This is a genomic window from Marinobacter sp. V34 (assembly GCF_055524115.1).
Genome location: NZ_JBUPZY010000012.1, coordinates 44,103 through 56,925, shown reverse-complemented (window position 1 = coordinate 56,925; position 12,823 = coordinate 44,103). Strand labels below are relative to the sequence as shown.

Sequence of the window (12,823 nt, the reverse complement as noted above, 5' to 3'; positions counted from 1 at the left end):
CAGGGCGTCAAATATCCACAACAACCGGTGAATTCAAAGGCTTGTACTGGCCTGTGCAGGTGCTGGCGTTGACATACAGGCAGTTATTCAACGTCTGCTGACCATAATCTTCATGGATGTGTCCAAAAACATGCAGTTTGAGTGTCAATCGTTCCAGCTCCCAGGCCAGATCACTGCAGCCTACAGCGAGTGAGTCGGTCACCTGGTCCAGGATGCCGGCTGGCGGGCCATGGGTGATAAGTACGTCAGTGTCCGATGGAATCTGTGCCCAGCGTTCAGCAATGGCAGGGCCACGCTCAAGGTTGAATGCCCAGTCGAAAAAGATCGGTGTCCAGGGGCTGCCCCAGAATTTCAGTCCTTCGATTTCGATACTTTTGTCTCGGAGGTAAACGGCATTCCTGATTAGCGCTTCGGCGTCGGCGGGCTCATCCTGCAGGCACCAGTCGTGGTTGCCAGCAATCAGGATCTTGTGGCGGTGGGGCTGTTCGGAAAACCAGTTGTCCAGGTCCTCAAGTTCCTCAAGGGTGCCGACTCCCAGGCAGTCGCCGGCGTGGATCAGCACGTCGCCATCGGGCACCGCCACCTGGCGGTGCATGCTGTGGGTATCGGATATGCAGACCAGTCTCATAATGCCTCGCCGGGTTCGTCGGAACTATGGAAAGTACCATGGCGTCCGGCACCAGAGGAAAACTGATCGGCGCCCTTGATGGCTTCCGCGAACACCACAGGATAGCCGTCAGCGCCTTCCGCCGCCAAGGCTTCGGACAGTTCCAGATCCCACTGGTGAATAGCGGAGCGGCGGTCGGCGCGAAGACATTTCTGTGGGAACCCTGCGATGTCGGCGGCGAGGGCTTCTGCAGCAGACCGTGCCTGTCCGTCGGGCACAATCCGGTTTGCAAGCCCCATGATCTTGGCTTCTTCGGCGTTAACCGGCCGACCGGTCAGAATCATATCCATCGCGTTGCCATGGCCGACAATGCGCGGCAGGCGCACGGTTCCGCCATCGATCAGCGGCACCCCCCACCGGCGGCAGAAGACTCCGAAGAGGGCGGATGCTTCGACCACTCTCATGTCACACATCAGGGCCAGCTCCAGGCCACCCGCTACCGCATAACCGGATACGGCGGCAATCACAGGCTTGGAGAGGGCCATACGGGACGGGCCCATGGGACCGGGAGCTGTTCCGGTGGCCTCTATCTCGTTGCGACGCTCCGGGTCGCCGACGGCTTCCAGATCGGCGCCCGCGCAGAAGTTGCCTCCTTCGCCCCAGAGCACGGCTGCCTTGAGGGTGTCATCGGCTTCGAAATCAGTGAATGCTTCTCGCAGGGCGTTGGCGGTTTCGCGGTCAACGGCGTTTCGCTTTTCGGGGCGGGCCAGAATGATGGTCAGTACCGCTCCACTGGTCTCGGTGTACACCGGTGGTTGCGTCACATAGCCTCCTGAGGTTTATTGTTGTTGGCCGGTCTCAGGGACTCGTTGTCTCCGGGGTTAACTGTCCAAATTCCACCCGGTTCCGTCCCTTGTCCTTGGCATTGTATAGTGCCGAGTCGGCTTCCAGCATCATATCTGCGAAGGTTTTGTGGCGGTCTGCTTTCTCGACACCCCCAATGCTGGCCGAAATATACAGTGGTAAACCCTGTACTTCCTGGCCATTGTTGGCAATGGCGTCCAGCAGGCGGTGGGTGATGATATTTACGTCATCATCACCGGTGATACGAAGAACCACCGCGAATTCTTCTCCTCCGACCCGGCCAACGATGTCGTCATCCCTTAATTCGTTTCTCAGTGTGCGGGCTACCAGGCGGAGTGCATCATCCCCGGCCGCGTGTCCCCAGCGGTCGTTGACTTGCTTGAAGTGATCCAGGTCCATCATCAGTACGGCCAGGTGGCCCTGGGACTGTACCGCCTTATCAAAAGCCCGGATGCCTTCCCGAAATAGAGAGCGGCGGTTGTTGAGCCCGGTAAGGCCGTCCTGCTCAGCCATGATTCGCAGGCGCTGTTCAGACTGCGTAAAGGCCAGCAGTGGCAGTGCCAGGGTTGTGGCTGCAGCCAGCAGAATGTGGTTCACGAGGATCAGCCGAAGCACGAAACCGGTATTGGTCTGGTTCAGGTCCAGCCAGTCCGCACCGATCACCAGAGTCTGGGACATCATCAGTACCCCATGCATGGTAAACAGCACTTTCAGAATCCTGACGGGCAGTGACGGTGTGGTATCCAGTTTCGACAGGTTGTAGACCGCAAAGCTGAAAATGGCGGCCGAGAACAGGGCCGTTAGCAGGCGGGCATTCAGCGGATCGCCTTGGAAGGTGAACAGCAGGATCAGCACATAACAGGCCGCGGATAAGCGTAGAGCATGGCGGAACCGGCGGGTTCTACGCGATGCTTTGCCGGAGAAACGTTGTAGGCCGGCCAATACCAACAACGGCGAAAGGCCGAGAAACACGTGGGCCAGGAAAACGGTGATCCAGGGCGCATCGATGAAGGTGCGTGCGCCTGCAATCAGGGTGCCCGTGGCGAAGGCCGCACAGGCCAGCGCCCATAGCCGGAAACAATGCTGGCGCGAACGGAGTCGGAAAACGGCCCATAACAACCCGCCGATCAGTAGATTGATCGCGACAGATAGCAGCAGCAAAGTCGGCAGGTGAACGGTAAATCCCATAGTCATCCCTGGTGACGGATTTTCGCAGTATCACAGATTACGCCCCAGGGACGTTACGGTCAGTAAGCTTTATGTGTCGTTTCTTGGTGCATAAACAATCGTGCAGAAACAAACAAGACACAGCCACCAGCGCAGTTTGAACGTGGCTGGCGGCTGGGCTTTCGGTTACGCGGCTTTCAGCGTTTTCATGTCGATCACGAAACGGTACTTCACATCGCCTTTCTTCATGCGTTCGTAGGCTTCGTTGATGTTTTTGATGTCGAGCATTTCCACGTCACAGGTGATGCCATGATCGGCGCAGAAATCCAGCACTTCCTGGGTTTCAGGCATGCCGCCGATGAGGGAGCCGGCCAGTACGCGGCGCTTGCCCACCAGGGCGCCTGCCATCAATGCCGGCTCGATGGGGTCAAGCAGGCCTACCAGAATATGGGTGCCATCGAAACGGAGGCAGTTCAGGTAGGGGTTGAGATCATGCTGAACCGGAACCGTGTCCAGCATGAAGTCGAAGCTCTCCCGGGCCGCTTTCATCTGCTGTTTGTCGGTGGAGACGACGACGTGATCCGCGCCCTGCTTCTTCGCCTCGGCCACCTTGTTTTCGGACCGCGTGAAGATCGTCACTTCCGCGCCCAGGGCCTTGGCAAATTTCACGCCCATGTGGCCGAGGCCGCCCATGCCGATCACGCCCACCTTGTCGCCTGCTCGCACGCCGTAGTGGCGTAGAGGGGAGTACGTGGTAATGCCTGCGCAGAGGATGGGGGCGGCGGAGGCCGGGTCCAGCTTTTCCGGAACTTTCACCACAAAGCGCTCGCTGACCACAACCCTGTCGGAATAACCGCCATAGGTGACGGAGCCGTCGTGACGGTCTTCGCCGTTATAGGTGCCAGTCATGCCCTCCAGGCAATACTGTTCGAGGCCGGATTCGCAAGCGGAACAGCTACGGCAGGAGTCCACCATGCAGCCTACGCCCACCGTATCGCCCACTTTATAGTCTGTCACGTCGGAGCCGACAGCGGTAACGCGGCCAATGATTTCATGGCCGGGAATTACCGGGAACTGCGTAACGCCCCAATCATTCTGGGCGAAGTGGATATCGGTGTGGCAGACCCCACAGTAGTCAATCTCGATGGAGACATCGTCCGGACGAGGTTTACGCCGCTCGAAGCTGATGGGGGCCAACTTTGAGTCGGCTGATTCGGCTGCATAGCCTTTTGCATTCGCCATGATCCGTGTTCCTTCTGTGTCGGTAAATGTTCAAACTTATACGCAATAAGTTCGGATGTGAGTCAGTTTTTTCAACCGCAAGTGCTATTTATGAAAGGAATATCATCAAGGGTTAATGGCGATGGGTGTGGCGGTAGTCGGTGGGGGATAGGCCCATCACCTTCTTGAACAGTCGTGAGAAATAGTAGTTGTCGTCATAACCCAGAAGGCTGCTGATCTGGGTAAAGGAGTGGTCCGTGGTGTCCAGTAACTGGCAGGCCTGTTCCACTTTCAGGTGCAGGAAATGCTGGATCGGGGAGACGCCGGTCAGCGCCCGGTAGCGGGTGGCAAAGTGCGCGGGTGAGAGCCCCGTCAGGTCCGCCAGTTGATTGAGGGTGATGCGCTCATCCAGATGCTCGCGCATGAAGCTATGAATAATGTCCAGGTCTGGCTGCTGCGCCTGGCCGGCCTCACCGACACTCAGCGGAACGGCCGCCAGCAGCTGGCGTAGCCGGTTGGCCACATGCACCAGGCCGGGGGTGCGGAAACCTGTTTGCCGTACCGAAAGCAGGCCGTTGAAATCCACCAGCAATCGGGGTTGCCGACCGATGTGCTGAACGCGGATGCCGTCGGTAAATCCCATGTGTTCCCGAAAGTGTTCCGCCAACGGGCCTGCATAGTGCACCCAATGGATTGTCCATGGGTTCTCCGGCGCGGCGGTGTATCGGTGGGCGGCGCCGGCCGATATCAGCACCAGGTCGCCCGCCCGTATCAGGCAGGGTTCGTCCTCGACATTCAGGTAGGCTTCCCCCTCCGTGCAATGGATCAAAAGATCGTCGTTGTGGTGCTCCCGGTGCATGTGGTGGCCCGCAGCGCGGCGGTAGTGGCCGAAGGCGAGCGGGTACAGGTCGCGGGTCAGCGGGTGTCGTGACAGGCCGCGTATGACCGGATCAGGGATGACATAACGAATGCTGTCCGGCGGTACGGGCCACTGTGATGTTTTGGTCATCGTAGGAGCCTGTTTCACGATGGTTTCGAAAGATAATCCATCATGGTCGAAACTTAGTCAATCATTGAGCGGTAGAAGGCTGTGCTAGGATCGATGACAACCATAGGGCACAGGCCCAACGACCTACAACAATGACAGGGAACACTGCTATGAAAAACGTACCCCTTTATCTTGCCGGTGAGTTCGTCCAGAGCCAGACCGACCAGTGGATTGACGTCACCGATCCTGCCACCAACGAAGTCATTGCCCGTGCGCCCTGCACGACAGACGACGAGATGCGTCGCGCTATCGACACCGCTGGCGAAGTATTCAAGAGCTGGAAAGAGGTTCCGGTGTCCGAGCGTGCCCGGGTGATGATGCGCTATCAGGCGCTGCTGAAAGAACACCATGATGAGATTGCCGAGATCCTGTCCAGTGAAACCGGCAAAACCTTCGAGGACGCCAAAGGCGACGTCTGGCGCGGTATCGAAGTTGTGGAGCACGCAGCTAACATCCCCTCCCTGATGATGGGTGAAACCGTTGAGAACGTGGCCCGTGAAATCGACACCTATTCCTACACTCAGCCGCTGGGCGTCTGTGCCGGCATCACGCCGTTCAACTTCCCGGCCATGATTCCGCTGTGGATGTTCCCGATGGCCATTGCTTCCGGTAACGCCTTCATCCTCAAGCCGTCCGAGCAGGACCCGCTGACCCCGATGCGTCTGGCGGAACTGTTTGAAGAAGCAGGCGCCCCCAAGGGGGTGTTGCAGGTTGTCCACGGCGGTAAAGAACAGGTAGACGTGCTGCTGACCGATCCGGCTATCAAAGCCGTATCCTTCGTCGGCTCCGTACCGGTGGGCCGTTACATCTACGAAACCGGTACCCGTAACATGAAGCGTGTACAGAGTTTCGCCGGTGCCAAGAACCACATGGTGATCCTGCCGGACGCGGATAAGAATCAGGTGGTCAAGGCTCTGATAGGCGCATCGGTTGGTGCTGCCGGCCAGCGTTGCATGGCGATTTCCGTGGCGGTGTTCGTGGGCGAGGCCCAGGAGTGGATTCCGGAAGTGAAGGAAGCCCTGGCTGCTGTCAGGCCCGGTGCCTGGAACGACAAGGAAGCCAGCTACGGCCCCATCATCAGCAAGCAGGCGAAGCAGCGCGTGGAATCGCTGATTACCCGCGGTGAGGAAGAAGGCGCCAAGCTACTGCTGGATGGCCGCAACTGCACCGTTGATGGCCTGCCCGATGGCAACTGGGTAGGGCCGACGCTGTTCGCCGGGGTCAAGCCGGATATGGATGTCTACAAAGAAGAGATTTTCGGCCCGGTGCTGGCCTGCATGGAGGTGGACACCCTGGAAGATGCCATCAACCTGGTGAACGACAGCCCCTATGGCAACGGTACCTCCATCTTCACCAGCTCCGGTGGTGCGGCACGCCGCTACCAGCATGAGATCGAAGTGGGTCAGGTGGGTATCAACGTGCCTATTCCGGTGCCCCTGCCGTTCTTCTCCTTCACTGGCTGGAAAGGCTCCTTCTACGGTGACCAGCACGCCTACGGCAAGCAGGCGGTGAAGTTCTACACCGAGACCAAGACCATTACCTGTCGCTGGTTCAGCAGCGATGCGGTGGCTGAAACCAACTTCTCCATCCGCATGCGGTAAGGGGAGCCCATGAACTTTGATCTGACCGAAGATCAGCTGGCCTTCCGCGAGGCCGCGAAGGCCTTCGCGGAGAAAGCCATGGCGCCTCATGCCGCCAAGTGGGATGCCGAGCATGTGTTCCCGGTGGAAGTGATTCGCGAAGCCGGCGAGATGGGCTTTTGCGGCATCTATACGCCGGAAGCCCAGGGTGGCATGGGGCTGTCGCGGCTGGATACCAGTGTGATCGTGGAAGAGCTGGCGGCTGCCTGCCCGTCCACGGCGGCCTATATCACCATCCACAACATGGCGACCTGGATGGTGGCGAAGTTCGGCAATGCCGACATCCAGAAGCAGATCGCCCCAAAAATGGCCAGCGGTGAATGGCTGGGCTCATACTGCCTCACCGAGCCGGGTGCCGGTTCCGATGCCGGTAACCTGCGCACCAAGGCCACCCGGGACGGCGACAGCTATCTGCTCAATGGCAGCAAGGTGTTTATCTCCGGCGCCGGTGCCACCCAGATGTTGGTGGTGATGGCCCGAACCGGCGCGCCGGACAGTGGTCCCAAAGGGATCAGCGCCTTTGTGGTCCCTGCTGACAGTGATGGTATCCACTACGGTAAGGCCGAGGAAAAGATGGGTTGGAACAGCCAGCCCACCCGCCAGATTACCTTCGAGAACGTTCGCGTGCCGGCCAATAACCGGCTGGGTGAAGAAGGTCAGGGTTTCATGATCGCCATGAAAGGCCTGGATGGTGGGCGCCTGAACATCGCCACCTGCTCCATGGGTGGTGCCCAGGCGGCGCTGCTGCGTGCCCGCAACTACATGCACGAACGTGAGCAGTTCGGCCAGGCCCTGGCGGGCTTCCAGGCGCTGCAGTTCAAGCTGGCGGATATGGCGACCAACCTGGTAGCCGCACGGCAGATGGTTCGCCTGGCAGCTTACCGGCTGGATCAGGGTGATACCGAAGCCACGCTGCATTGCGCCATGGCCAAACGCTTCGCCACCGATGCGTGCTTCGAGGTCTGCAACGAGGCACTTCAGCTCCACGGTGGTTACGGCTATATCCGCGAGTACCCGCTTGAGCGCTACGTACGTGACCTACGGGTGCATCAGATTCTGGAAGGCACCAACGAAATCATGCGGCTGATTGTAGCCCGCCGGCTACTGGAGCCCGGTGTCGCTGAAGCGATCCAATAAATGCTTCTGCCAACTAACAAAAGGCGAGACTTCACATGAGCGAATTGATTCAGCTGGAAAAGCGCGGCCACACCGCGATCATCACCATTAACAATCCTCCGGCCAATACCTGGACCAAGGCTTCCCTGAAAGCGCTGGAAGAAACCATCGAAGCGCTGAATGCCGATCGCAATATTTTTGCGCTGGTGGTGACTGGCCAGGGCGGGAAGTTTTTCTCCGCCGGCGCCGACCTCAAGGCCTTCGCCGACGGCGACATTGGTAATGCCAGTGTTATGGCTCAGGCGTTTGGTCAGGCTTTCGATGCTCTGGTGCGGTTCCGTGGCGTGTCCATCGCTGCGGTGAACGGCTATGCCATGGGGGGTGGTCTGGAGTGCGCCCTGGCTTGCGATATCCGCATTGCCGAGGAACACGCCCAGATGGCCTTGCCGGAGGCCACCGTTGGCCTGCTGCCCTGCGCCGGTGGGACCCAAAATCTGCCCTGGCTGGTCGGCGAAGGCTGGGCCAAGCGCATGATTCTCTGTGGTGAGCGTATCAAGGCCGACAAGGCTCTGAGCATCGGGCTGGTGGAAGAAGTGGTGCCGCAGGGCGCGGCACTCGACAAGGCGCTGGAACTGGCGGAGATGGCCGGAAAACAGAGCCCGTCGTCCGTTGCCCGTTGCAAGACCCTGGTGATGAGTGCCCGCGATGGCCGCAGCCACGATGATGGCTGGAGAATGGAGCGGGAACTGTTTATCGAACTGTTCAGCACCGAAGACCAGCGCGAAGGGGTGAATGCGTTTCTTGAAAAGCGCACCCCGGAATGGAAGAACCGGTAGAAAGCACCGATAAATAGCACCTATGAAAAACATCGATACACCGGGCCGGATTACTGAGTGAATGGTATGAGAGATCAAGTAGTCATTTTTGAGGAACTGGAAGCCGCTGGCGGCAGCCGCATTGGTGTGGCACGGCTGAACGCTCCGCGCGCCATGAACGCATTGTCGCTGGAGATGATCCACCTGTTGAAAGCAAAGCTGGACCAGTGGGCTGCGGACGACACGATCGGCGCCGTGTGGCTGGAAGGCGAGGGCGACAAGGCCTTGTGCGCCGGCGGAGACATTGTGGCGCTGTATCGCGACATGACAGAGCCGCGCTCTGACAGTCGTGCCGTCAGTGAAGGCGATAGATTCTTCACCGACGAATACGAACTGGACTACCAGATTCACACCTATCCCAAGCCTTTTATTGTCTGGGGCAATGGCGTGGTGATGGGCGGCGGCATCGGCCTGATGTCCGGAGGCTCCCATCGTGTTGTGACGGAGCATTCACGTGTCGCTATGCCGGAAGTGAGTATCGGCCTTTATCCGGACGTGGGTGCTGGCTGGTTTCTGAACAAAATGCCGGGCCGAATCGGTTTGTTCCTGGGACTGACAGGTGCGCGCATGAACGGCGCCGATGCGTTGTTTACCGGGGTGGCGGACCGGTTTGTTCGCCACGACATGCGTGACGAGGTCAAGCAGGCCCTGCAACAGTCCGGCTTTGCCGGCCTTGAGGGTGGCGCCCATGCGGCTGTCAGCAAGGTGTTGCGCCGGTTTGAAGCAGGTTCCCGCGAGGCAATGCCGCAAGCCGTGGTGCGCGAGCACTTCGATGTGATTCAGGCCCTTACCGACGGCGATTCGCTGATGGAAGTAGTGGAGAACCTGAGCCAGTACGCCGGCGAAGATCCCTGGCTGATCAAGGCGGTCAAGACGGTTGCGGCGGCGTCGCCAGCGTCCCTGACCCTGACCTGGCAACACTATCACGACACCCTGCAAGACAGCCTGTCCCAGGTTTTCGACAAGGAACTTCAAATATCGAAACGCTGCCTGAAGATGGGTGAATTTGCCGAGGGTGTCCGGGCATTGTTGATCGACAAGGACCTGAAACCTCGCTGGCACTTTCCAACACTGAAGAGTGTGGACCCGGAGTGGATCGACCGGTTCTTTATCGAGCCCTGAACAAAACCGAACAGACCAAAGCTGATCAAAAATGGAGAACAACAATATGGCGACTATCACATTTATCGGTCTTGGCAACATGGGTGGCCCGATGGCCTCCAACCTCGTCAAGGCAGGCCACGACCTGACGGTGTTTGACCTTTCTTCCGAGGCCGTCAAGACACTGACCAACGAAGGCGCGAAATCTGCGGCGACGATCCAGGAGGCGGTGGAAGGTGCCGAGGTGGTGATTTCCATGCTGCCTGCGGGCCAGCACGTGGAAGCGGTCTACCTGGGCGACAACGGCCTGTTGAAGAACCTGTCATCCACAACGCTGGTGATCGACTCCTCCACCATTGCGCCGGAAACCGCAAAAGGTGTGGCCGACGCCGCAGTTGCTGCCGGTATTACCTTTATGGATGCGCCGGTCTCTGGTGGTGTCGGTGGCGCCAAGGCGGGCACCCTGACCTTTATCTGCGGTGGTGAAGCGGACGCTTTCGAGCGCGCTAAACCCGTTCTTGAGTGCATGGGCAAGAACATCTTCCACGCCGGCCCCCACGGTTCAGGTCAGGTTGCCAAAATCTGCAACAACATGCTGCTGGCCATCCTGATGAGTGGTACCAGCGAAGCATTGGCACTGGGCGTGAAGAACGGCCTGGACCCTGCGGTGCTGTCGGAAATCATGAAGCAGAGTTCTGGCGGCAACTGGGCGCTGAACGTCTACAACCCCTGGCCGGGTGTCATGGAGGGCGTGCCGGCGTCCCGTGACTACGAAGGCGGCTTCCTGGTGAACCTGATGAACAAGGACCTGGGGCTGGCCTTCGATAATGCCGTCAAGAATCAGGCGCCCATTCCCATGGGGTCACTGGCCCGTAATCTGTTTTCGCTCCATGCCAACGAGGGCAATGGCGGGCTGGATTTTTCCAGCATACAGAAGTTCTATTACCGCGAGCAGGGCTGAACAGGCAGCGCCTTCACGGCCATCTGGGGTGAGCTTTTCGTTCATACCAATGGGTTTTGAAGGCGCTTATTTTTAGCTTAAAGTTTACCTTTACGTAAACTATAGCCTGTGATACACATTGAGTTCAGAATTTGCCACAACAATAAAAGGACTGGATTATGAGCCTCCCGGATTACCAATCGGTCTATGACAATTTCGATCCCGCCAGCCTCGAAGCCGAGATTCTGGAGGGTAACCTGCACGATGGCCTGAACGTCTGTACGGAAATCTGTGACAAATGGGCGGACGACCCTCAACGTGTTGCGCTTTATTACGAAAAAGCTGATGGCGGTTCCGGCAAGCTGACCTTTGCCGAGCTTAAAGAGCAGTCCGCCCGTTTTGCGAACTACCTGACCTCCCAGGGTATCGGCAAGGGCGACCGGGTTGCCGCTTTGTTACCCCGCAGTCCTGAGTTGTTGATTGTGATTGCCGGTGCCCTGCGCGCTGGTGCCGTTTACCAACCGTTGTTCACCGCCTTCGGCCCCGGTGCCATTGAGTATCGATTCGAGCGTGCCAGCACCAAGCTGGTGGTTACTGACCCCGTCAACTATCCGAAGCTTACCGAGGTTAAGGGCTGCGCGCCGGTGGTGTGTGTGAATGCCGCAGAGGTCAGTGGTGATATCCCGGACTTCGACAACACGCTGGCAGATCAATCTGGCCAGTTCGAGCCGGTTCTGATCAAGGGTGGTGATCCGTTCCTGCAGATGTTTACCTCGGGTACGGTTGGTAAATCCAAGGGCGTTGCGGTTCCTGCCAAAGCCTTGCTGGCGTTCTACGTGTACATGAAGTATGCCATTGACCTGCGGGATGATGACGTGTTCTGGAACGTGGCTGATCCAGGCTGGGCCTACGGCCTTTACTATGCTGTGGTGGGGCCATTGCTGATGGGGCATGCCACCCACTTCAATCCGGGTGCGTTCACCCCGGAAACCACCTACGACATGATCCGCAAATACAAGATCACCAATCTGGCAGCGGCCCCGACCGCCTACCGATTGCTGAAAGCCAATGACCACGTTCTTCCGGAAGGCGAGAACCTGGGGCTGCGGGTGGCCAGCAGTGCCGGCGAACCGCTGAACCCGGAAGTGGTGAGCTGGATCGAAAGGCGCCACTTCTGCCCGGTCAAGGACCACTATGGCCAAACCGAAACGGGTATGACCTGCTGTAACTTCCACGGCCTTGAGCACTCGGTACGCCAGGGCTCTATGGGCTATTCCTCTCCAGGCCATAAAGTCGTTGCCCTCAACGAAAAGAACGAAGTCGTGGGCGAAGGTGAAATCGGCCAGTTGGCGGTGGATGTGAAAGCCTCACCGTTGTTCCACTTTGACGGCTACACCTGGGGCGAGAAAGACCCGTTTGTGAATGGCTACTACCTCACGGGCGATATGGTGGTGAATCATGGTGGTGGTTGCTTCTCCTTCAGCGGTCGTGACGACGATATCATTACCACCGCTGGTTACCGCGTGGGCCCTGCCGATGTGGAGAGTACCCTGCTGGAGCACAAGGCAGTGGCCGAATCCGGTGTGGTAGCGAAGCCCGACGAAAAGCGGGGCTCTATCATCAAGGCTTATGTGGTCATCAAGGGCGATCAGGAGCCTGAAAGCGAAGATGCCCTGAAGGACGAATTGCAGGAACTGGTGCGTCATCGGCTTTCGGCCCACGCCTATCCGCGTGAAATCGAATTCGTGGATGAGCTGCCTAAGACCCCCAGTGGCAAGATCCAGCGCTTTGTTCTGCGTAACCAGGCGAAGGAAGAGAAGCAGGGATGATTGTCACCTTCGAGGAACTTCAAGCTTTCCTCGCCGAGCAGTTTCCCCAGGGTGCCCGCTACGGCACCTTGCAGGAACTGGGCGATGGCTGGGCTGAAATGAAGCTGGAGGTTGCGGAAGAGCATCTTCGCCCTGGCGGCACGGTGTCCGGCCCTGCCATGATGGCGCTGGCGGACGTGGCCCTGTACGCCGCCCTGCTGGGAAAAATCGGCCTGGTGCCGCTGGCGGTGACCAGCAACCTCAACATCAACTTCCTGCGCAAGCCGGTGGCCCACAGCCCGATCCGGGCGCGGGCCAGCATGCTGAGAATCGGCAAGACCAGCGGGGTGGGTGAAGTCTATATTCTCTCCGATGGCCTGGAAGATCCGGTTGCCCACGCCACCATCACCTATGCGATTCCGGCACAGCGGTGACG

The 12,823-nt window shown here is 58.7% G+C and carries 12 protein-coding genes; 7 read left to right on the top strand and 5 right to left on the bottom strand.

The annotated features are described in order from the left end of the window. Nucleotides 1-7: 7 nt before the first annotated feature. The 5 genes from AC0B60_RS17715 to AC0B60_RS17695 all read right to left on the bottom strand — a co-directional run bounded on the left by AC0B60_RS17715 (nt 8) and on the right by AC0B60_RS17695 (nt 4,868). On the bottom strand, nt 8-628 hold the full coding sequence (locus tag AC0B60_RS17715; protein WP_465087231.1) for a metallophosphatase domain-containing protein: 621 nt from the start codon (nt 626-628) through the stop codon (nt 8-10). Next, entirely contained in the window at nt 625-1,431 is an 807-nt protein-coding gene (locus AC0B60_RS17710; RefSeq protein ID WP_465087230.1) for a crotonase/enoyl-CoA hydratase family protein, read from the bottom strand. The genes AC0B60_RS17715 and AC0B60_RS17710 overlap by 4 nt, the downstream gene beginning before the upstream one ends. A gap of 34 nt (nt 1,432-1,465) precedes the next feature. Next, the gene (locus tag AC0B60_RS17705) at nt 1,466-2,659 is read right to left on the bottom strand and encodes a GGDEF domain-containing protein (protein WP_465087229.1); all 1,194 of its coding nucleotides are present in this window, start codon (nt 2,657-2,659) and stop codon (nt 1,466-1,468) included. 165 nt (nt 2,660-2,824) lie between these two features. Then, nucleotides 2,825-3,880 carry an NAD(P)-dependent alcohol dehydrogenase gene (locus AC0B60_RS17700; RefSeq protein WP_465087228.1) on the bottom strand — a complete coding sequence of 352 codons (1,056 nt, stop codon included), beginning with the start codon at nt 3,878-3,880 and terminating at the stop codon, nt 2,825-2,827. 112 nt (nt 3,881-3,992) lie between these two features. Next, the gene (locus AC0B60_RS17695) at nt 3,993-4,868 is read right to left on the bottom strand and encodes a helix-turn-helix domain-containing protein (RefSeq protein ID WP_465087227.1); all 876 of its coding nucleotides are present in this window, start codon (nt 4,866-4,868) and stop codon (nt 3,993-3,995) included. 149 nt (nt 4,869-5,017) lie between these two features. Here AC0B60_RS17695 and AC0B60_RS17690 point away from each other — a divergent pair, with 149 nt between their 5' ends. The 7 genes from AC0B60_RS17690 (at nt 5,018) to AC0B60_RS17660 (ending at nt 12,821) form a co-directional block, all read left to right on the top strand. Further along, nucleotides 5,018-6,508 (top strand): CoA-acylating methylmalonate-semialdehyde dehydrogenase, encoded by a 1,491-nt coding sequence (locus AC0B60_RS17690; RefSeq protein WP_465087226.1) that lies wholly within the window; start codon nt 5,018-5,020, stop codon nt 6,506-6,508. 9 nt (nt 6,509-6,517) lie between these two features. Beyond that, nucleotides 6,518-7,684 (top strand): acyl-CoA dehydrogenase family protein, encoded by a 1,167-nt coding sequence (locus AC0B60_RS17685; protein ID WP_465087225.1) that lies wholly within the window; start codon nt 6,518-6,520, stop codon nt 7,682-7,684. Between the two features lie 35 nt (nt 7,685-7,719). Then, nucleotides 7,720-8,499 carry an enoyl-CoA hydratase gene (locus AC0B60_RS17680; RefSeq protein ID WP_465087224.1) on the top strand — a complete coding sequence of 260 codons (780 nt, stop codon included), beginning with the start codon at nt 7,720-7,722 and terminating at the stop codon, nt 8,497-8,499. 66 nt (nt 8,500-8,565) lie between these two features. Continuing rightward, nucleotides 8,566-9,660, top strand: coding sequence for an enoyl-CoA hydratase/isomerase family protein (locus AC0B60_RS17675; RefSeq protein WP_465087223.1), 1,095 nt, complete (start codon nt 8,566-8,568; stop codon nt 9,658-9,660). A gap of 46 nt (nt 9,661-9,706) precedes the next feature. Then, the gene (gene mmsB, locus AC0B60_RS17670; protein ID WP_465087222.1) at nt 9,707-10,600 is read left to right on the top strand and encodes a 3-hydroxyisobutyrate dehydrogenase; all 894 of its coding nucleotides are present in this window, start codon (nt 9,707-9,709) and stop codon (nt 10,598-10,600) included. A 158-nt stretch (nt 10,601-10,758) separates the two neighbouring features. Continuing rightward, nucleotides 10,759-12,408 (top strand): AMP-binding protein, encoded by a 1,650-nt coding sequence (locus tag AC0B60_RS17665; RefSeq protein ID WP_465087221.1) that lies wholly within the window; start codon nt 10,759-10,761, stop codon nt 12,406-12,408. Further along, nucleotides 12,405-12,821: a PaaI family thioesterase gene (locus tag AC0B60_RS17660; protein ID WP_075195410.1), complete on the top strand. Its 417-nt coding sequence runs from the start codon at nt 12,405-12,407 to the stop codon at nt 12,819-12,821. Before AC0B60_RS17665 ends, AC0B60_RS17660 begins: the two co-directional genes overlap by 4 nt. The last annotated feature ends 2 nt before the right edge of the window (nt 12,822-12,823 follow it).